General features: G+C 71.9%; 15 protein-coding genes and 1 tRNA gene. 4 read left to right on the forward strand and 12 right to left on the reverse strand.

The features are described from left to right. Positions 1-8 precede the first annotated feature (8 nt). Both glmS and glmU read right to left on the reverse strand, forming a co-directional pair. The gene (glmS, locus tag BT98_RS0108825) at positions 9-1,832 is read right to left on the reverse strand and encodes a glutamine--fructose-6-phosphate transaminase (isomerizing) (protein WP_019460489.1); all 1,824 of its coding nucleotides are present in this window, start codon (positions 1,830-1,832) and stop codon (positions 9-11) included. A 3-nt stretch (positions 1,833-1,835) separates the two neighbouring features. Continuing rightward, positions 1,836-3,176 (reverse strand): bifunctional UDP-N-acetylglucosamine diphosphorylase/glucosamine-1-phosphate N-acetyltransferase GlmU, encoded by a 1,341-nt coding sequence (gene glmU, locus BT98_RS0108830; RefSeq protein WP_027297197.1) that lies wholly within the window; start codon positions 3,174-3,176, stop codon positions 1,836-1,838. Between the two features lie 244 nt (positions 3,177-3,420). On the opposite strand from glmU, the gene BT98_RS0108835 reads away from it, so the two are divergent. Next, complete coding sequence (locus BT98_RS0108835) at positions 3,421-4,089, forward strand: HAD family hydrolase (RefSeq protein ID WP_019460487.1); 669 nt, start codon at positions 3,421-3,423, stop codon at positions 4,087-4,089. Positions 4,090-4,177: 88 nt separating this feature from the next. On the opposite strand, the gene BT98_RS0108840 is transcribed toward BT98_RS0108835, so the two are convergent. Then, positions 4,178-4,948, reverse strand: a complete 771-nt coding sequence (locus BT98_RS0108840) for a DUF3108 domain-containing protein (protein ID WP_051004764.1) — start codon at positions 4,946-4,948, stop codon at positions 4,178-4,180. A gap of 206 nt (positions 4,949-5,154) precedes the next feature. Between BT98_RS0108840 and BT98_RS0108845 the strand changes: the two genes are divergently transcribed. Further along, positions 5,155-5,229: transfer RNA gene (locus BT98_RS0108845), tRNA-Val, on the forward strand. A gap of 37 nt (positions 5,230-5,266) precedes the next feature. Here the strand turns inward: BT98_RS0108845 and BT98_RS26065 are convergent. The 8 genes from BT98_RS26065 to BT98_RS0108885 all read right to left on the reverse strand — a co-directional run bounded on the left by BT98_RS26065 (position 5,267) and on the right by BT98_RS0108885 (position 14,942). Then, complete coding sequence (locus BT98_RS26065; RefSeq protein ID WP_019463313.1) at positions 5,267-5,668, reverse strand: hypothetical protein; 402 nt, start codon at positions 5,666-5,668, stop codon at positions 5,267-5,269. A gap of 106 nt (positions 5,669-5,774) precedes the next feature. Beyond that, on the reverse strand, positions 5,775-6,404 hold the full coding sequence (locus BT98_RS0108855; RefSeq protein WP_019463312.1) for a cysteine hydrolase family protein: 630 nt from the start codon (positions 6,402-6,404) through the stop codon (positions 5,775-5,777). 92 nt (positions 6,405-6,496) lie between these two features. After that, positions 6,497-8,557, reverse strand: a complete 2,061-nt coding sequence (locus BT98_RS0108860) for an NAD(+) synthase (protein WP_019463311.1) — start codon at positions 8,555-8,557, stop codon at positions 6,497-6,499. A gap of 233 nt (positions 8,558-8,790) precedes the next feature. Next, a complete protein-coding gene (locus tag BT98_RS26070; RefSeq protein ID WP_019463310.1) occupies positions 8,791-9,381 on the reverse strand; it encodes an EF-hand domain-containing protein in 591 nt (196 codons plus the stop codon). 127 nt (positions 9,382-9,508) lie between these two features. Then, positions 9,509-9,877 (reverse strand): hypothetical protein, encoded by a 369-nt coding sequence (locus BT98_RS0108870; protein ID WP_019463309.1) that lies wholly within the window; start codon positions 9,875-9,877, stop codon positions 9,509-9,511. 136 nt (positions 9,878-10,013) lie between these two features. Next, complete coding sequence (locus BT98_RS0108875; protein ID WP_019463308.1) at positions 10,014-11,411, reverse strand: M20/M25/M40 family metallo-hydrolase; 1,398 nt, start codon at positions 11,409-11,411, stop codon at positions 10,014-10,016. A 109-nt stretch (positions 11,412-11,520) separates the two neighbouring features. Continuing rightward, positions 11,521-11,886 (reverse strand): hypothetical protein, encoded by a 366-nt coding sequence (locus BT98_RS0108880; RefSeq protein ID WP_139341682.1) that lies wholly within the window; start codon positions 11,884-11,886, stop codon positions 11,521-11,523. A 161-nt stretch (positions 11,887-12,047) separates the two neighbouring features. Next, positions 12,048-14,942, reverse strand: a complete 2,895-nt coding sequence (locus BT98_RS0108885; protein WP_019463306.1) for a DUF4214 domain-containing protein — start codon at positions 14,940-14,942, stop codon at positions 12,048-12,050. A 203-nt stretch (positions 14,943-15,145) separates the two neighbouring features. Here BT98_RS0108885 and BT98_RS0108890 point away from each other — a divergent pair, with 203 nt between their 5' ends. After that, complete coding sequence (locus BT98_RS0108890; protein WP_019463305.1) at positions 15,146-15,817, forward strand: SCO family protein; 672 nt, start codon at positions 15,146-15,148, stop codon at positions 15,815-15,817. 15 nt (positions 15,818-15,832) lie between these two features. Further along, on the forward strand, positions 15,833-17,116 hold the full coding sequence (gene serA / locus BT98_RS0108895) for a phosphoglycerate dehydrogenase (RefSeq protein ID WP_019463304.1): 1,284 nt from the start codon (positions 15,833-15,835) through the stop codon (positions 17,114-17,116). Positions 17,117-17,239: 123 nt separating this feature from the next. Here serA and BT98_RS0108900 read toward each other — a convergent pair whose 3' ends face one another. Next, positions 17,240-18,826 carry a DegQ family serine endoprotease gene (locus BT98_RS0108900; protein ID WP_019459312.1) on the reverse strand — a complete coding sequence of 529 codons (1,587 nt, stop codon included), beginning with the start codon at positions 18,824-18,826 and terminating at the stop codon, positions 17,240-17,242. Between the last annotated feature and the right edge of the window lie 230 nt (positions 18,827-19,056).

The following is a 19,056-nucleotide window of genomic DNA, read 5'->3' on the forward strand; positions in this document are numbered from 1 at the left end:
GGTCCGGCCTACTCCACCGTCACCGCCTTGGCGAGGTTGCGCGGCTGGTCCACGTCGGTGCCCTTCAGCACGGCGACGTGATAGGCCAGCATCTGCACCGGGATCGCGTGCAGGATCGGTGCCACGAAGGGATCGACCGTCGGCAGCACGACCACGCGCTCGGCGAAGCGGCGCAGCACCGGCGCCCCTTCCGCATCGGTGAAGGCGATGATCCGCCCGCCGCGCGCCGCCGCCTCCTGGAGGTTGGAGGCCGTCTTCTCGAAGAGCGGTCCACCGGGGCAGAGGGCGATCACCGGCACGGCGGGATCGATCAGCGCGATCGGCCCGTGCTTCATCTCGCCCGCCGCATAGCCCTCGGCATGGATGTAGGAGAGCTCCTTGAGCTTCAGCGCCCCTTCCATGGCGATGGGGAAGAGCGAGCCGCGCGCCAGGTAGAGCACGTCCCGCGCCTTTGCCACCTCGGCGGCCACGGCCTCGATTTCGCTGGAATCCTCCAGCAGCCGCGCGGCGTGTTCCGGCACTTCCAGAAGCGCCGCGGTCAGCCGCGTCTCCTCCTCGGCGGAGAGCGTGCCGCGCGCCCGGGCGAAGCCGATGGCCATGCAGGCCAGCACCGAGAGCTGCGCGGTGAAGGCCTTGGTCGAGGCGACGCCGATCTCCGGCCCAGCCACGGTCAGCAACGTGGCATCGGCGTCGCGCGACATGCTGCTTTCGGGCACGTTGACCACGGCGAGGGCAGACTGCCCCTGTCCACGCAGCAGGCGCATGGCGGCGAGCGTGTCCGCCGTTTCGCCGGACTGCGAGACGAAGAGCGCCGCGCCGCCTTCCGGCACCGGCGGATCGCGGTAGCGCAGTTCGCTCGCCACGTCGGAATCCACCGCCAGCCGCGCCAGGGATTCGATCCAGTAGCGCCCGACCTGCGCCGCCAGGAAGGCGGAACCGCAGCCGGAGAGCCAGAGGCGCGGCAGGCGCACCGGGTCGAAGGGCAGCACGGGCAGCGCCACGGCGCGGGAGCCGGGATCGACATACTGGTGGAGCGTGTCGCCGATCACCACCGGGTGCTCGTGCAGCTCCTTCTCCATGAAGTGGCGGTAGTTGCCCTTGCCCACCGCGGCGCCGGAGAAGGCGGTGACCTTCACCGCGCGCTCGGCCGGCCGGTCCTGGACATCGAAGAACCGCGCGTCCCGGTCGGAGACGGCGACCCAGTCGCCTTCCTCCAGATAGGCGATGCGGCGGGTCAGCGGCGCCAGCGCCAGGGCATCGGAGCCGACGAACATCTCGCCCTCGCCATAGCCTACGGCCAGCGGCGCGCCCTGCCGCGCGGCCAGCAGCTTGTGCGGGTGCCCGGCGAAGATGGCGGCCAGGGCGAAGGCGCCCCGCACCCGCTTCAGCGCGCCGGAGAAGGCCTCCTCCGGCTCCTGCCCTTCCGCCAGGTTGCGGTCCAGCAGCCGGGCGAAGGTCTCGGTGTCGGTCTCCGTCTCGAATTCGGCGCCCTGCGCCTCCAGCTCGGCGCGCAGCTCGGCATGGTTCTCGATGATGCCGTTGTGCACCACGGAGACACGCTTCGTGCCGTGCGGATGCGCGTTGCGCTCGGTCGGCGCGCCATGCGTGGCCCAGCGCGTGTGGCCGATGCCGGTGCGCCCTTCCAGCGGCTCGCGCTCCAGCACATGGGCGAGGTTCACCAGCTTGCCCTCGGCCCGGCGCCGGTCGATATGGCCGTTGACCAGCGTGGCGATGCCGGCGCTGTCGTAGCCACGGTACTCCAGGCGCCGCAGCGCCTCCAGCAGGCGCGGGGCGGCGTCCTGCTGCCCCACCACACCGACGATGCCGCACATGTCCTAGCGCTTCTCCCTGCGCCCCATGGCGCGCGACCGGGCGGCGCGGAATTCCGCGGCGCGACCGGGTTTCTCTTCCTGCCGGGCCCGGCCGAAGACCATGGCATCCGGCGCCACATCCGCCGTCACCGTGCTGCCGGCCGCGACAAAGGCGCCGTCCCCCAGGGTGAGCGGCGCGACCAGCGTGCTGTTGGAGCCGATGAAGCTGCCCGCCCCGATGCGGGTGGGATGCTTGGCGAAGCCGTCGTAGTTGCAGGTGATGGTGCCGGCCCCGATATTGGCGCCCGCCCCGATCGCGGCGTCGCCCAGATAGGCGAGATGGTTCGCCTTGGCGCCCTCGCCAAGCACGGCGTTCTTCAGCTCGACGAAATTGCCGACATGGGCGCGGCGTTCCACCACCGTGCCGGGGCGCAGACGGGCGAAGGGGCCGATCACCGCCCCCTGCCGCAGGGTGCAGCCCTCCAGGTGGGAGAAGGCGCGGATCTCGACCTCGTCCTCCACGCGCACGCCCGGACCGAAGACCACGTCCGGCCCCACGGTGACGTCGCGGCCCAGCACCGTGTCGTGGCAGAGCGTCACGCTTTCCGGCCGGATCAGCGTGGCGCCGTTCTCCATGGCGGCGAGGCGCAGGCGCCCCTGCACCGTGGCCTCGGCCCCGGCCAGTTCGGCGCGGCTGTTCACGCCCCGGCACTCGGCCTCGCTGCCCTCCACCGCCACGGCGCGGCGGCCATCGGCGCGGCACAGGGCGACGAGGTCGGTCAGGTAGTATTCCCCGGCGGCGTTGTCATTGCGAACCCGGCGCAGCCAGGGGAACAGGTCCGTGCCGGCGGCGCAGACCACCCCGGCATTGCACAGGTTGACCGCACGCTCCGCCTCGGTGGCGTCCTTGAACTCGACGATGCGGGCGATGCCGCCATCGGGATGCGGCAGCACGCGGCCATAGCGCGCCGGATCGGCCGGGCGCATGGCCAGCAGGGCGAGGTCCGCCCCCTCCCGCCGCGCCGCCTGCAGGCGGCGCATGGTCTCGCCGGCGATCAGCGGGTTGTCGGCATAGAGGACGGCGACATCGCCCTCGAATCCCTCCAGCACCGTGGCGGCCTGCAGCGCCGCATGGGCAGTGCCCAGGCGCTCCTCCTGCACCACGCAGGGATAGGGGTCGGCGAGGTCGGCCACCGCCTGCATGTCCGGCCCGATGACCACCACGATATGGTCGAAGGCTTCCTCGCAGGCGGCGATCAGGTGGCTGAGCATGGGTCGGCCCGCCAGCGGGTGGAGGGCCTTGGGGAGGCTCGAACGCATCCGCGTCCCGAGACCGGCGGCGAGAAGAATGGCGGCGGAGGGCATCTTGGCCCATGGACCTAGCCCCCGCCCCCCGTCCCGTCCAGCGCCAGGGGACGTTCCGGGGCGTCCGGGGTTTTCAAACCTTGTTGCCGGCTGTGACGGACCTCCTGTGGCAGCCCGCGGGGAAGATCCTCCGGCCCAGGCTCCGCCGCGCCACGGAACCCGGCGGGCGCATGGCGGCGGGCGCATGGCAGCGGCGGGTCCTGGCGTCGAGACGCGCCCTCCCTGCCCGGCTAGGCTCGGCCGCATGGAACGCATCTGCCTTCTCGACCTCGACGGCACGCTGATCGACAGCGCGGCCGATATCCGCGACGCGCTGAACCGCCTGATGGCCCGGCGCGGCCTGCCCGGCTTCGCCATGCCGGAAGTCCACCGCATGATCGGCGACGGCGTGGCGGTGCTGGTGCGGCGGGCGCTGGAGGCACGCGGCCAGGCCTTCGACCCCGCGGCCCTGGCCAAGTTCGTACCTGATTACGAGGCGCATGCGAACGAACAGACGGCGCCTTTCGCGGGCGTGCCGGAGGTGCTGGCCGAGCTGCGCCGGGAGGGCTGGCGGCTCGCGGTCTGCACCAACAAGCCGGTCGCGGCGGCGCGGCTGATCCTGGAGCATCTCGGCCTCGCGCCCCTGGTCGATGCGCTGGCGGGCGGCGACAGCTTCCCGGTGCGCAAGCCCGATCCGGGCCACCTGCTGGGCACGCTGCGGTTGATGGGCGTGACGGCGGAGGGGTCCGCCCCACCGGGTGTGGTCATGGTGGGCGACCATGCCAACGACATCCGCTCCGCGCGCGGCGCCGGGGCGGCGCCGGTCTTCGCGGCCTGGGGCTATGGCCTGCCGGAGATGGCCGATGGCGCCCCGGTGGCCGCGAGCCCGGCCGACCTGCCGGCTCTGCTGGCGCGGATCGGCGGCCGGGACTGACCGCCAAGGGGCTGTCCTCCATGGGGCGGAGACGCCCGGCAGCGTGATCCGCCGCAAGGACGGATCGGGCTGCCTCCGCGGCCTGGAATCAGCGGCGGGAGGCCGCGGAAGGCATCTCGCCGATCCGCACGAGGCTGATCGTGGTCTGCCCGAACCAGCGGTTGGGGACCTCCAGCCGCACCGGCAGGACCGGGCCGCCGGGATGGACCTCGGCGAGCCAGGCATCGCCCTCCTGTGGGCGCTGGCGTTCGGCCGGGCCGTCGTCCAGCTTGAAGCCATGGGTCAAGCGGCCGCTGAAATGGCAGTGCAGCGCCCGGCCCGGCCAATCGCCCGAAAGCATCTCCCAGCCCAGGGTGCGGGCGGAAAGCACGCTGCGGCGCCGCCCGTCGAAGACGGCAGCCTGGGCCTCGCACCGCCCGCTGTCCCGCACCTGGCGGAGCAGTGCCGCCACCGCGCTCAGGCTATCCATGGTGCCGCGCCGGGCCTCGGCGGGCACGGGCTCCCGCTCATCCGCATCCAGGGGCGGCAGCAGTTGCCGCAACACCGGCTGCCCGTCCACGTAGTCCAGCACCGTGCTGCGCTGCTCCCCGCCCCAGACACCCTGGGCGACATAGCGCCGGGGTTGCGGCCGGCTGTCGGCCCAGGCCCCGCTGGCCCGGGTGGTCATGGTGCCGCTGCGAAAAAGCGCGGCCACGCCACGCATATGGGTGCGGAGTTCCAGGACATACCCACCGGTGGAATCGGCCGGGTCGAAGCTAGCCTCGACATCCATCACGGTCAGCCCGGCGGCGCGGACCACGTAGCTGGCCCGGACGGGCTCGGCCCGCGCCTGGGCGGCGGACAGGGCGGGAAGAAGCATCAGGGCGGCCAGGAGAAGCGCCCGGCGCCCCGGCAACGGCCCGCCCCCGGGTTTTTCCGGGGGCGGGCCGTTGCCGGGACGGGGCGCGCGCGGGAAGACGGGGCCTGTCCGCATCCAGAAGCCTCCGGTGGCGAGCCCTTGCATATCGTACGCCTTCCCCCCGTTGACACCCCTGGCGAGGGAGGATAGTTGAGCGCCCACAGCCTGGGTGCGTAGCTCAGCGGGAGAGCACTGCCTTCACACGGCAGGGGTCACAGGTTCAATCCCTGTCGCACCCACCAGGCTGGCTCCTCACGACATTCCGATGCCGAATTCCCATCACCGGAATGGGTTGGCCGCCACCATGGATGTTTCGGCGGGCGTCCCGGCCATCGGCACCTCCGCGATCCCGGCACAGCGCTGCGCCGCGACCTGCGCCAGATAGGCATTCCGGTCGGTCAGGGCCTTTCCTTCCTTGCCGCTTGCGTTCTGGAAATCCATCCCGAACCACAGCACGGGGATGAAGGCGCCGGCCACGCCCATGGCGATGTTCTGGCCGACCTTCGCACCATCCTCGCGTCCCAGCTCCGTGATCTGGCTGTTGTTGGCCGTGATCTCGGCGCGAATGGCCGCGCAGTCCATGGCCTTGTCCTTGTCCTGCACGAGCGCCACGGGATTCGGCGCGCGGCCGGCACAGGCGGCCAGCAGCAGGGCCAGACAGCAGGGAAGGACGAGGCGCATCGGCGAGACCTTTGCCAGGGAAGGATGGCAAAGGCTTACATTGCGAATTCATAACAATCCGTTGCCGCAACCGGACCGAGAAAGCCGGAATTTTCGCGGTTCGGCATCAATCCCAGGCGGACAGGATATCCGCCATCCGGGCTGTCTCCACCTGCTGTCCGTAGCGTTCCCGGTAGAGCGCCAGCAGCGCGTCATGCGTCCGGTCGGAGGACGAGCAGAGCGCATCCGTCGGCAGCACCACGCGGTAGCCACGATCCACCGCGCCCAGCACCGCGGCCAGGACGCAGACGTCGGTTTCGACCCCGGTGATCACCAGCGTGTCCACGCCACGGGCACGCAGCCTTTCCTCCAGCTCCGTCCCGCTCCAGGGCGAGTACACCGTCTTGTCCAGGACCTCGGCGGGCGGGACGAAGCGCGCGAGTGGCGGCAGCAGGTCGATGGCCTCGGGCGGCAGGGCATCCAGCCGCATCTCCGGCCAGCGCTCGTAGTAGCGCCGCCAGGTCCCCCGCCCCTCGCGCGGCGAGCGCAGCGGGATGAAGCGGGTGAAGACCGTCCGCTCCGCATGGCGCTCGGCCAGCGCCTCCACGGCAGGCAGGACGCGCTCCATCCACGGCGTCTCCCAGGGGCTGCCCTGCGAGAAGAGGTTCTGCATGTCCACGCAGAGATGCAGGCAGTGGCCGCCGAGCGGCCCGAAACGCAACCCGTCCTGCGCCTGTGTGATGCCTGTCTGTTCCATGCGCCTTGATCCTCCCGCCGTTCCGAACGGGCGAAAGAGCGAGAGGATGCAGGCGGGCCGGTAGGACGCGCTCCGCCTGGGGGCCGGAGGGCCTATTCCGGCCCCGGCCCTTCCGCCTTTCCTTCCGGCACGTTGCGGCGCAGCTCCTCCAGCCAGGCCTCGGCATTGCCGTCGGAGGGTGCGCGCCAGTCGCCGCGCGGCGAGAGCGAGCCGCCCGCCACCACCTTCGGCCCGTTCGGCATGGCGGAGCGCTTGAACTGGCTGAAGGCGAAGAAGCGGCGCAGGAAGACCTCCAGCCAGTGCCGGATCTCCGGCAGCGCATAGGCCCGGCGCGCCTCCTCCGGGAAGCCCGGCGGCCAGCGCCCCGCCCCGGCATCGGCCCAGGCGCGCAGGGCGAGAAAGGCGATCCTGGAGGGCCGGAACCCGTAGCGCAGCGTGTAGAACAGGTTGAAGTCCTGCAGCGCATAGGGGCCGACCTTGGCCTCCGTGCTCTGGATCGCCTGCCCTTCCGTGGCGGGGATCAGCTCCGGCGAGATCTCGGTGTTCAGGATCGAGCCCAGCGTCTCCCCCACCGCCGCGTCGAACTGTTTGGAGGCGATCACCCAGCGGATCAGGTGCTGGATCAGCGTCTTCGGCACGCCGCCATTGACGTTGTAGTGCGACATCTGGTCGCCGACGCCATAGGTGCACCAGCCCAGCGCCAGCTCCGAGAGGTCGCCCGTGCCGAGCACGATGCCGTCATGCAGGTTGGCGGCGCGGAACAGGTAGTCCGTGCGCAGCCCCGCCTGAACATTCTCGAAGGTGATGTCGTAGACCGGCTCGCCACGCGCGAAGGGGTGGCCGAGATCGTCCAGCATCTGCTGCGCCGCCGGGCGGATATCGAGCTCGTGCGCCGTGACGCCCAGCGATTCCATCAGCCGGTGCGCGTTGGTCTTCGTTCCCGCGCTCGTGCCGAAGCCCGGCATCGTATAGGCGATGATATCCGTGCGCGGCCGTTCCAGCAGGTCGAAGGCCTTGGCCGCGACGATCAGCGCCTGGGTGGAATCGAGCCCGCCCGAGACGCCGATGACGAGGCGCCTGATGCGGGCCTCGCGCAGCCGCTGCACCAGCCCCGAGACCTGGATGTTGTAGGCCTCATAGCAGTCCTGGTTCAGCCGCGCCGGATCGGCGGGCACGAAGGGGAAGCGCTCCACCGCCCGTTCGAAGCCCAGGTCGCCCTCCGGCGCCTCCAGCCGGAAGCCGATGCGGCGGAAGGGCCGTCCGTGGCGGCGGCGGTTGTCGTCGAAGGTGCCCTGGCGCGCCCGCTCCTGCCGCAGCAGGTCGAGGTCCACATCCGCCACCGCCATCTGGTCGCCGGCGGGGAAGCGGTCGCTCTCGCATAGCACCGCGCCGTTCTCGAAGATCGAGACCTGCCCGTCCCAGGCCAGGTCGGTGGTGGATTCCCCCACCCCTGCCGCGGCATAGACATAGGCGGCGAGGCAGCGCGCCGACTGGCTCTGCGACAGCAGCCGCCGCGTCTCGGCCTTGCCCACGGTGATATTGCTGGCGGACAGGTTGGCCAGCACGGTGGCCCCGGCCAGGGCGCCCTCGGTGCTGGGCGGCAGCGGCACCCAGACGTCCTCGCAGATCTCGGCATGCACCACGAGGCCGGGCAGGTCCTCGGCGGCGAAGAGCAGGTCCGGCCCGAAGGGCGCCTCCAGCCCCGCCACCGCGATCGTGCCGCCCTCTGTACCGAGGCCCGAGGCGAAGTGCCGGCGCTCGTAGAATTCGCGGTAGTTCGGCAGGTGGATCTTCGGCACCACGCCCAGCAGCCGCCCGTGCTGGATCGCCAGGGCGCAGTTGTAGAGCCGCCCTTCGTGGCGCAGCGGCGCCCCGATCAGCAGCAGCGGCATCAGCCCGGCGGATTCGTGCACCAGCCGCGCCACCGCCGTCTCCACCGCCTCCAGCACCGCATCCTGCAGCAGCAGGTCGTCGATGGCGTAGCCGGACAGGCAGAGCTCCGGGAAGACCGCCACCGCCACGCCCCGCGCGTCGCAGCGGTGCGCGAGGTCCAGCAGGGCATCGGCGTTGCGGGCCGGGTCGGCGGCATGGGCGCGGCCGCTGCAGGCGGCGATGCGGGCGAAGCCGTGCCGGTAGAGGGAAAGGAAGCTCATGCCACGCCCGCCCCATCCCGCTGCAAGGACCGGGGCCCCGGTTCATGGCAATGGATCACGGGCATGGCGGCGTCTCCGGCAGGAAGCGTCCATCCGCGGCGGGAAGCAGGGACGGACGGAAGAGACTTGGCGTCGATCGGCCCGCCCGGCAAGCGCGCAGGCCCGCTGGGTCGCACCGTACCGGGCCGGGGTCTCCCACCGGCCGGGCATCCCCGGCCCCGGGGAGTGGCGCCTCAGCGCGCCGGGGCCGCCCCCTGCCCTGCCCCACGGCTCGCCCCATGGCCCGCTGGGCGCAGCTCGTCCGGGGTCAGGGCGCCGTCGCCGTTCCGATCGGCCATGCGGAAGAAGGCCTGCGCCACAGGCTGGAGTTCCGCCAGGGTCACGCGCCCATCGCCATTGGCATCGGCGGCGCGGAACAGCGCCTCGGCCCGGGCTTCCATGGCGGGTGGCACGGGCCGGTCGGCACGCCGGCCGCCGGCGGCGCGCTGGCTGGTCACATAGACGCGCAGCTCCTCCCGCGTCACGGCGCCGTCATGGTCGGCATCGATCGCGGCGAAACGGGTGGAAAGCGCGGACCAGGCCTCGTCCCAGGTCACCCGGCCGTCGTGGCTGGAATCGGCCTCGGCGAAGATCCGCGCCATGCCGTGCGGCACCCGGCCTGTGGTGGGGGCCTGCCGGGATTGGGGGGCCGCCTGGGGCGCGGGGGCCGGGGCCTGGCTGGCACCCTGGGCCAGCACGGGGCTGGCCAGGGGCAGGCCGAGCAGCGCGCCCAGCACGAAAGCGGGCCAGCGGTTCCGGGCCGGGGTGGCGGTGGTGGAGGTCATGGCGGCGTGTCCTGGTCCCCGTGGGAAAGTGCCGCCAATTGGGGTGGGAATGTAACGGAGCCATGGGCCGCCGCGTGAGGAAGAGTGACGAAGTCCCGTTCCTCCTCCGCGCGGCGGGTCCGGGAACCTACCAGCGGTTCCAGGGATCGTTCCGGCGCCGGTCCGCGTCCTGCCAGCGGCGCTGCTGTTCCCAGCGCTGGCGCATGTCCTGCTCGCGGCGCCATTCCGCCTCGCGCCGCCGCTGCATGGTGTCATCGCGCTGGCGCTGCGTGTCGCGCCATTGCCGCTCCTCGATCCGGCGGCGGTCCATCTCGACACGGCGCCGGTCCTGCTCGACCCGCTGGCGCTGCTGCTCGGCCTGGATGCGCGCGCCTTCCTGCAGCAGGCGCTGCCCCGCATCGGCGGGCTGCGCCCGGGCCGGCGCGGTCATGCTCAGAAGGGCCGGGGCCAGGAACAGAGCCGGCAGAAGCCTGGCAAGAATTCGGCGTCGCATCATGGTGGCGTTCCTCCCACTTCCTGAACGACCGGGAGGAAGACTCGCTGCCTCCCATGGCAAGGCCGGGGCGATGCCGTGGTGGAACCATGGCGCGGAAGCGGGACCGGGCACGTGGCCCGACCCGCACCGGGCGGCGTCACCCGCGCGGCGGCGTGCCCGGCTCGCCCAGGTCCCAGTACATGCCGGCGAAGCCGGCGATGCCCTCGCGCAGCGTGGCCGGCAGGGCGTGCTCGTCCGGCCCGTGCTGCTTGCAGCCGTTGTAGGAATGCGGGACCCAGACCAGCGGCACGCCCAGCGCATCCACGAAGACATCGCCCGGCAGCCCGCCGGAGGTGTTGGGGATCACCTGCACCCGGCTGCCCAGCGCGCTTTCCATGCTCGCCTTGGCCCAGCGCACCCAGGGATGGTCCGGGTCGGTGCGGCTGGCCGGCATGCGGAGCCCGGCATTCTCGATGCCGATCTCCGGGAAGCCGTGCGCGTCCAGGTGCCGCCGCAACGTGGCCTCGAAGCCCTTCGGGTCCGTATCCACCGTGTAGCGGATCTGGCAGGTGGCCGTCGCCCAGGGCGCCACGGCATTCACCGGGTTCTCCGGACGCCCCGAGAGCATCGCCAGCACGATGAAGGAGTTCCAGCCATAGATCTTCTCGGCGGAGGTCAGGCCGGGCTCGCCCCAGCCCTCGACGATCGCCGCCGCCTCGCCCGCGCCGCCCACCGGGCAACCCTCCAGCACGCGCCGGATGGCGGGGGGCACCGTCTCCCCGGCCAGCCAGCCGCGCACCAGGATCTTGCCGTTGCGGTCGCAGATGCTGGCCAGGGCATGGGCCAGCACCACCGCCGGGTCATTCGTCAGCCCGCCCCAGTGGCCGGAATGCACGCCGCCCTGACGGAAGCGCGCCACGAGGTCGAAATGCCAGGTGCCGCGCGTGCCGGTGGCGATGGTGGGCAGACCCGGTTCCACGCGCGGCCCGTCCGAGGCGATCAGCACGTCGGCCGCCAGGGCCTCCCGGTTCGCGAAGACGAAGTCGCGCAGTCCGGCCGAGCCGCGTTCCTCGCAGGTCTCGATCAGCACCTTCACGTTGAAGCCGAGCCTGCCGCCGCGCTCCGCCAGCACCGCCTCCAGCGCCGAAAGGTTCAGCGCGTGCTGGCCCTTGTTGTCCACCGTGCCGCGCCCGTACCAGCGCCCGTCGCGCTCGGTGAGGGTCCAGGGCTTCAGCCCCTCCGACCACTGCTCGTCCAGCCCGTGCACCGTGTCGCCATGGCCGTAGAGCAGCACGGTCGGCCGCGACGGGTCCTCGATCCGCTCCGCCGTCAGGATCGGTCCGAAGCCTTCCGCCGGGTTGTCGTGGATGCCGACCGCGAAGCCCATCCCTTCCAGCCAGGGGCGCAGCGCCGCCTCCAGGTAGTGGCGGCAATCCACCGCATGGGCGGGGTCCTGCGAGGTGGAGGGGATCGCCACCAGCGCGGCCAGGCGGTCCCGGAAGCCCTTGTCGAAATATTCGCGCGCGCGATCCAGCGCGCCCTGCCGCGTCGCCATGGCCAGACTCTCCTGCGGTTCCCGGGAAAACGGGCCGCAGGTTGCGACGAGGGAGCGGCGAAGGAAAGACCCGCGCCGATCTTCGCCCCGGCGCCGGGGCGGACCGCACCTAGCGCGTCCGGCTGGGTGCCCCGCCATCGCCGCCGGACGCGCCGGCCGCGAACAGCGCCGCCGCGGCGGCGAGCGGCACGAGGCTCAGCAGGGGCATGGCGCTGCCGCTTTCCGGCTCTGCCTCCCCGGGGGAGCGGAGCCCCGCCGGGGCGGCGGGCAGCGCGGCGGGCGGGCGGGCGGCCAGCCGGGGCGGGGCGCTGCGGGGCGCCACGACCACGCCGGAGCCGGAAGGCACCACGACGGTCTTCACGCTCTGGGCCAGGGCCGGCGGGGGCAGCGCCAGAAGGACGGCACAGGCCGCCACCAGCGGCGGGATCGCGGTCTTCCTTCGCGGGCAATGGCTGCGCGGCACTGGCACCCTCATGCGATCCGGCTGGCGTGAAGGCCGAAACCTATCGCTTTTTCGCGAGGAAAACACCCTTTATTCAACCCATGGTGGCATTCCTGGCGTGCCAGACCAGAAGGGTGCGGCCATCCCATGGCGTCATCACGCCCGCTCATGACAAAGGTCCATGACAGGACCTGTCACAACTGCCAGTCCGGGGCGGCCGTCACGGCCGGGGCATGGCTGTGCGACTGCGCCTCGCCCGATTCGCCAATGGCATAGGCGAGCTCCAGCCGGCTGTGCCCCGCCTTGAGCCAGTTGCTCCAGTTCGCGATCTCGCCCGCCGAGGCGCCGCGCCCCAGCGCGGCATCGTAGAGATCGGCGATGAAGCCGGAATCATCCTGCCCGCCATGGCGGGTGGTGAAGAGCTCCGTCTGCATCAGCTCGGCATAGAGGTCGCGCAGCGCCGCGCCACCGGCGAGCTTCTGCGACCAGAGCAGCAGGGAGGAGGCGTCCGGCCCGCTGTCCAGGACCGCCTCATAGGCCCGGGCCACCTTCGCGCCCTGGGGATCGGCCAGCCAGATGCCCTGCGGATGCTGCGCCAGGAAGAGGTTGCGGCTTTCCACCGATCCGGCGATCCCGACCGCCAGCGCGGCCTTGCTCATGCCGCCGGCGACGAGCGCGACCTGGTAGTCGATCTCGGACGCGGCGGCGGAGCGGCCGAGCGCGCCCTTGTAGAAGGCTGATACCTGCTGCGCCGTGCTCAGCGCGCCGAAGCGGCTGGCGAATTCCGCGCTGCCCACCAGGTCCGCCGCAAGCTGCGCCGGGGTCAGGCCGGCATCGAGCCGCGCCGCATGGGTCGCGAGGCCGCTGGCATCGGCCTCCCGCATCAGGATGGTCTCGTAGAGCCGCACCACCCAGGCCGCGGCGGTGCCGCTGCCCAGGTCCAGCCGCCCGTCGTCGAAGCGGACCGACTGCGCGCCCGACAGCAGCAGCGTGTCGCCCGCCCAGTTCAGTTCCAGGCCCTTGGGCGTCGCGATCCAGTGGCTGGCATCCGAGGACACGCCGTCGAGCACCGCCACCCCGGCGGCCGAGAAGGCGATGTCCGCCGCCACGCCGCCCGGGGAGAGCCGGACCACCGTGGCGGTGCCGGGCGCGGGCAGCTCGGTCATCAGCGCACCGGCTGCCACGGAAGGGGCGGTGAAGGCGGCCCTGGCCTCCGCCGAACGGCCGATCAGCATCAGCACGTCGATGTCCGACCAGCCATGGCTGGCGATCATGCCGTGCCAGCTCGCGAGATCGGCCGCGCCGGGTGCCCGTTCCAGCGCATCCGCGAAGAGGCGGGTGAGGAAGCTCGCCTCGCTTTCGCCGGAGGGGTGCCGGGCCAGATAGGCCTGGGTCTGCGTCAGGCTGCGGTAGAGGTCCGTCAGGCTGGAGGTGCCGGCGGCGATCGCCTGTTCCCAGCGCGCCAGCGCGGCCACGTCCGGCACGTCGTCCAGCACGGCGTCATAGGCGTAGAGGATCTCCCGCGCCGTGCCGTCCACGACCCAGGTGCCGCCGGGATGCGAGGCCGCGTAGCGCGCCTTCGCCTCGGCGGAAGTGGTGAAGCCCAGCACGATCTGCGCCCGGTCCGTCCCATGCGCCAGCGCGTTCACGTGCGCCGCATAGCCGCCGGCATCCGGCTGCCGCCCCAGGGCAATGGTGTAGAGGCGCGTCACCAGATCGGCATTGGACAGCGTGCCGAAGCGGCTCTGCGCCTCCGCGCTCGACAACAGGCTGCGGGCCATGTTCAGCAGGGTCAGGGCGCCGCCTTCCAGCAGATGCGTGTGCAGGTAGAGGCCGCCGGGGTCGGGATCGCGCAGCAGCAGCGTCTGGTAGAGGCGCGTCACCTGCGCCGCGGCGGAATCCGCGGCCAGCTCCAGTTGGCCGTCCATGAAATCGACCTGCCGCACCGCGCCGAGGTCGAACAGCGTGCCATCGGCGAGGCGCAACTCCAGCGCGCTGCCGTTCAGCCCGGCACGGCTGCCCCCGGCGGCGGCGGCCACCACCGCCACGCTGCCGGTGCCGCGCGCCACCGCATCCACCCAGCTTCCCGCCGCCAGGACGGTGGGGCGGTCGTCGTTCAGGATGGTGCCGGTGGCCTCGCCATCCCCGACCACGGCGCCGCCAACATCGGAAAGCACCAGCCGGAAGCTCTCATCCGCCTCCCGCAGTCGGTCGCCCAGCACCGTCACCGCGATGCTGGCCGTGCTGGACCCGGCCGCGATGGTGAGCTGCCCGCTGGCGGCCTGGAAATCCTGCCCTGCCGTGGCGGTGCCGGACAGTGCGTTCCATCGCAGCGTCACCGGCGCATCCGCCGCGCGCGACAGGCTGACGGCGAAGCGCATCGTGCCGCCGCCGGAACTGCCTTCGGCCAGGCTGGCATCGGCGATCCGCAGCACCGGCGGGGCGGGCGTGTCGTCCTCGCTGGTGACGTTCAGCACGGCGACATCCACCGTCATCGCCGCGTCCTGGTGCCCGTCCGAGACGATGACCGACACCGGCAGGGTGCTGCCGCCCGAGCGCAGCAGGTCGTAGCCGTCGCGCAGCTTCAGGACGTTGCCGTCCACCACCTCGAAGCGCCAGTCGTCCTGCGGCGCGACGACGAAGGTGAGCTGCGCGGCGGCACTGTCCGGATCGCTGGCGGCGAGGCGGCCGACGATGCCGCCCGCATCGGTTTCCAGCACGCTGCCGCCGCTGGAGAAGGCGAGGCCGGAGGGCGGCGTGTCGTCCACCCCCAGCAGCGTCACGGCCCAGCCGGTGCCGAGATCCTGCCAGCCGGCCGCGGTCTGCACCCGCAGGTCGAAGGCGAGCACCGGGTCCGCCCCGGCGGCCCAGTCCTCCCGGTCCAGCAGCCGGGCGGGGGCGATGGTGACGGTCTGGCCCGCGGCATCCAGCGTGGCGGAGAAGGCGCCGGCACCGGCGCCGGTCAGAGCCACCGCCAGCACGCCCGCCGCCGGCCCGCCGCTGTCGGACAGGGTCAGCCGCGCCGACCAGTCGCCCGCGCCGGAATTCTCCAGGATGGTTCCCGGCACCTGGCCCGAGATCTGTAGCATCCGGAGACAGCCCCCAGCGTCCGCGCCTCTGCGGCACGCCGTCCTGGCACGCCCGTCCCGATGCCCTCCTGGCCCTGGGTTTCTGGCATCCCCTTGCTGAACAGGGGGTTAAGGACCTCCGCCTCCCTCCTGTGCCCGGGGCGCAGTCCGGCCCTGCCCGGCGGGCATTCGCCTTGGAGCCAGGGAAGGGTATAGGGCGGCGCATGATGCGCGCCTTCCGGATCCTGATCGCCGTGCTCGTCCTGGTCCTCGCGGGGGGCTGGGCCTTCGCCTGGTTCCAGCGGGAACCCGGGGAAAGCTGGCCGGACTCCTTTGCGCGGATGGTCACGCGGCAGCAGACCCCGGCCCGGCCCATGATCGCCTCGCCGAACGCGGTCACGCTGCCCTCCGGGGCGCGGATCGGCGGCGATTTCGCGCTCACCGACCAGACCGGCAAGCCGGTGACGGAGGCGAGCTACCACGGCAAGGCGGTGCTGATCTTCTTCGGCTTCACCCATTGCCCGGATGTCTGCCCGACCGAGCTCAGCACCCTGGCCACGGCCATGGACCAGCTCGGCCCCGATGCCGCCCGCGTGCAGCCTCTCTTCATCACCGTGGACCCGGAGCGCGACACGCCGGAAAAGCTCGCCGACTATGTCGGCCTCTTCCACCCCGCCCTGGCCGGGCTGACCGGCACGCCGGAGCAGATCGCCCAGGTCGCCAAGGCCTATCGCGTCTATTACGCCAAGGTGACGCCGCCGGGGGCGAGCGACTATCTGATGGACCACTCCGCCTTCGTCTATCTCCTGGGCCCGGACGGGGCGCTGCGGGGCATGTTCCGGCCGGGCGCGACCCCGGAGGAACTGGCCGCGGCCGCCCGGCAGGTCCTCGGCTGAAGGAACTCCCCGGCCATGGCTCTCCTCCCCCCTTCCACCATCCCGACCGAGGCCCGTCCCGACGTGATTTCCCTGCCCAAGGACCGCATCAAGATCCTGCTGCTGGAGGGTATCTCGGACAGCGCCGTCGCCACCTTCAACACCTCCGGCTACGCCACCATCCGGCGCGAGGCCAAGGCGCTGGAGGGCGAGGCGCTGCTGGAGGCGGTGCAGGGCGTGCACCTGCTCGGCATCCGCTCCCGCACCCAGGTGACGGAGCAGGTGCTGAAGGCCGCCGACCGGCTGATCGCCATCGGCTGCTTCTGCATCGGCACCAACCAGGTGGACCTCGCCGCCGCGCGGCAGCGGGGCATCCCGGTCTTCAACGCCCCCTTCTCCAACACCCGCTCCGTGGCGGAGCTGGTGATGGGCGAGATCGTGATGCTCCTGCGCGGCATCCCCGGCCGCTCCATCGCGGCCCATGCCGGCGGCTGGGACAAGTCCGCCACCGGCGCCCACGAGGTGCGCGGCAAGACGCTGGGCATCGTCGGCTACGGCAATATCGGCACCCAGGTCAGCAACCTGGCCGAGGCTTTCGGCATGCGCGTCATCTACCACGACGCGATCCGCAAGCTGGGCCACGGCAACGCCCAGGCCGCCGCCTCGCTGGGCGAGCTGCTGGCGCAGAGCGACGTGGTGACGCTGCACGTGCCGGAAACGCCGGAGACCACCGGCATGATCGGCGCGGCGGAACTGGCGGCGATGAAGCCCGGCGCCGTGCTGATCAACAATGCCCGCGGCAAGGTGGTGGACATCGACGCGCTGAAGGCGGCGATCGGGGCCGGCCATCTGGGCGGCGCGGCGCTGGACGTCTTCCCCTCCGAGCCCAAGCGCAACGGCGACCGCTTCGTCTCGCCGCTGCAGGGGCTGCACAACGTGATCCTGACGCCGCATATCGGCGGATCCACCGAGGAGGCGCAGGAGCGCATCGGCGAGGAGACGGCGGACAAGCTGGTGAACTATTCCGACACCGGCGCGACGCTGGGCGCGGTGAACTTTCCCGAGGCCAACCTGCCGGCCCGGGCACGCGGCACGCGCTTCATGCATGTCCACCACAACATCGCGGGGATGCTGGCGGCCATCAACGACACTTTCCGCAAGTTCCAGCTCAACATCGCGAGCCAGGTGCTGCAGACCGATCCGGAGCTCGGCTACGTCGTGGTGGATGCCGAGAACGTGGCCGACCCCCAGGCGGTCCTGGCCGACCTGCGCGCCCTGCCCGGCACGATCCGCGCCCGGCTGCTCTACGAGCGCAACTGAGCCGGAGAGCTTGACACGGAAAGGGCCTGTCCGGCGTGCCGGACAGGCCCTTTCCGTGTCTCCCGACGGGCGCCCCCGCGAGGCAGGCCCCCGGGATGTCCGCCGGGGGTCCTGTATCCGCGGCTACCGGCTGTTGCCGCCGCGTAGGCCAAGCGGCACGAAGCGCTGGCCCTGCGCCCCTTCCACCAGCATCAGCGCGCTGGGGCGGTTCTGCTTGCGCAGGTCGTCCAGCTTCGCCTTCAGCTCCTGCGGCGTGTTCACGCGCTCCTGCTGCACCTCCACGACGCGGTCGCCGGCGGTGATGCCGCGATCCGCCGCCGGGCTGCCCGGGGCGACCTCGACCACCACCACGCCCTTCGCATCGGGCGCGATGGAGAAGCGCTCCCGCAGCTCCGGCGTGACGGCGGCGACCTTCATCCCCGTGCCTTCCAGCTCCACCAGGGCCGGCTGCGCGGGGGCGTTGCCGGTGCTCGCCTGCTGCTGGTCGGCCGGAATCTCGGAGACCTTCACCTGGACGGTCTGCTCCTTGCCCTCGCGCCAGAGCAGGACCGGCACCTCGCTGTTCACCGCCGTCTCGGCGACGATGCGCGGCAGGTTGCGCATCTCCTGCACATCCTGGTTGTTGAACTTCAGGATGATGTCGCCGGCGCGGATGCCGGCCTTGGCAGCCGGGCCGTCATCCTGGGCCCGCGCCACCAGCGCGCCGCGCGCCCCGCCCTTCAGGCCCAGGGATTCGGCGATGTCGTCGGTCACCTGCTGGATGTTCACGCCCAGCCAGCCGCGCCGCACCTGCCCGCCGGTACGCAGTTGCGCCACGATGTTCCGGGCCAGGTTGGCGGGAATGGAGAAGCCGATGCCGATCGAGCCGCCGGAGGGCGAGTAGATCGCCGTGTTGATGCCGATGACCTTGCCGTGCATGTCGAAGAGCGGGCCGCCGGAATTGCCGCGGTTGATGGCGGCATCCGTCTGGATGAAGTCGTCGTAGAGGCCCTGGCGGATGTCGCGGCCGCGCGCCGAGACGATGCCCGCCGTGACCGATCCACCGAGGCCGAAGGGATTGCCGATCGCCAGCACCCAGTCGCCGACCTGGGCGGTGTCGCTGTCGCCGAAATCCACCTGGGAGAGCGGATGGTCGGTCTTGATCTTCAGCACCGCGATGTCGGTGCGCTGATCGGTGCCGAGCAGCTCCGCCTTGATCGTGGTGTTGTCCTGCAGCACCACGTTGATCTCGTCGGCGCCGTCGATGACGTGGTTGTTGGTCACCACGATGCCTTCCTTGGCATCGACGATGAAGCCCGAGCCCAGGGACTGCGCCCGGCGCGGCGGCTGGTTGGGGCGCGGCCCGCCGGGGCGGTTGCGCTCCAGGAAGTCGCGGAAGAACTCCTCGAAGGGGCTGCCCGGCGGCGCCTGCGGGATCTCGGGCGCATCCGGCCGGTTCGGCCCGCGCGCCTGCAGCGTGGTGGTGGTCTGCACGTTCACCACCGCCGGCAGGAGCTGCTTGGCCAGGGGGGCGAAGGAGGTCGGCGCATCGCGCAGGGGGATCTGCGGCGAGGGCGTGCTGCCCGGCGCCGGGATGGTGGAAGGGGCCTGGGCCGGAGTCTGGGCCTGGGCGGGGGCGGAAGGCGCGGGAGCCTGGGCCCGGGCGGACGCCATCGGGAGGGCGGCGACGCCAGCCAGAATGGCCGCCGAGGCGAGCAGATAAGGACGCACGGTGATTCTGCCTTCCTGTCGGTCTGAGAAATCAGCCTGGAATGTGACCACTCGTGCCGCCATGGAAAGCCACAAAGGGTCACAATCGGATGACTCCGCGCCAGCCTCTCCCCCAGGCCGCCGCGGATCAAGGGGGCGGCCGCATCAAAGCCTGTTCAGCGCGGACCGCCGCCGCCCCGGGATCTGCCTGCCGGAAACGGAAAGGGGGGAACGGCATGGCCGTTCCCCCC

The organism is Roseomonas mucosa ATCC BAA-692 (genome assembly GCF_000622225.1).
Lineage (GTDB): Bacteria > Pseudomonadota > Alphaproteobacteria > Acetobacterales > Acetobacteraceae > Roseomonas > Roseomonas mucosa.

Bases quoted from the DNA above. Each gene is read 5' to 3' on its own strand.
- glmS (WP_019460489.1), bottom strand. From the start codon at position 1,832: ATGTGCGGCATCGTCGGTGTGGTGGGGCAGCAGGACGCCGCCCCGCGC.
- glmU (WP_027297197.1), bottom strand. From the start codon at position 3,176: ATGCCCTCCGCCGCCATTCTTCTCGCCGCCGGTCTCGGGACGCGGATG.
- BT98_RS0108835 (WP_019460487.1), top strand. From the start codon at position 3,421: ATGGAACGCATCTGCCTTCTCGACCTCGACGGCACGCTGATCGACAGC.
- BT98_RS0108840 (WP_051004764.1), bottom strand. From the start codon at position 4,948: ATGCTTCTTCCCGCCCTGTCCGCCGCCCAGGCGCGGGCCGAGCCCGTC.
- BT98_RS26065 (WP_019463313.1), bottom strand. From the start codon at position 5,668: ATGCGCCTCGTCCTTCCCTGCTGTCTGGCCCTGCTGCTGGCCGCCTGT.
- BT98_RS0108855 (WP_019463312.1), bottom strand. From the start codon at position 6,404: ATGGAACAGACAGGCATCACACAGGCGCAGGACGGGTTGCGTTTCGGG.
- BT98_RS0108860 (WP_019463311.1), bottom strand. From the start codon at position 8,557: ATGAGCTTCCTTTCCCTCTACCGGCACGGCTTCGCCCGCATCGCCGCC.
- BT98_RS26070 (WP_019463310.1), bottom strand. From the start codon at position 9,381: ATGACCTCCACCACCGCCACCCCGGCCCGGAACCGCTGGCCCGCTTTC.
- BT98_RS0108870 (WP_019463309.1), bottom strand. From the start codon at position 9,877: ATGATGCGACGCCGAATTCTTGCCAGGCTTCTGCCGGCTCTGTTCCTG.
- BT98_RS0108875 (WP_019463308.1), bottom strand. From the start codon at position 11,411: ATGGCGACGCGGCAGGGCGCGCTGGATCGCGCGCGCGAATATTTCGAC.
- BT98_RS0108880 (WP_139341682.1), bottom strand. From the start codon at position 11,886: ATGAGGGTGCCAGTGCCGCGCAGCCATTGCCCGCGAAGGAAGACCGCG.
- BT98_RS0108885 (WP_019463306.1), bottom strand. From the start codon at position 14,942: ATGCTACAGATCTCGGGCCAGGTGCCGGGAACCATCCTGGAGAATTCC.
- BT98_RS0108890 (WP_019463305.1), top strand. From the start codon at position 15,146: ATGATGCGCGCCTTCCGGATCCTGATCGCCGTGCTCGTCCTGGTCCTC.
- serA (WP_019463304.1), top strand. From the start codon at position 15,833: ATGGCTCTCCTCCCCCCTTCCACCATCCCGACCGAGGCCCGTCCCGAC.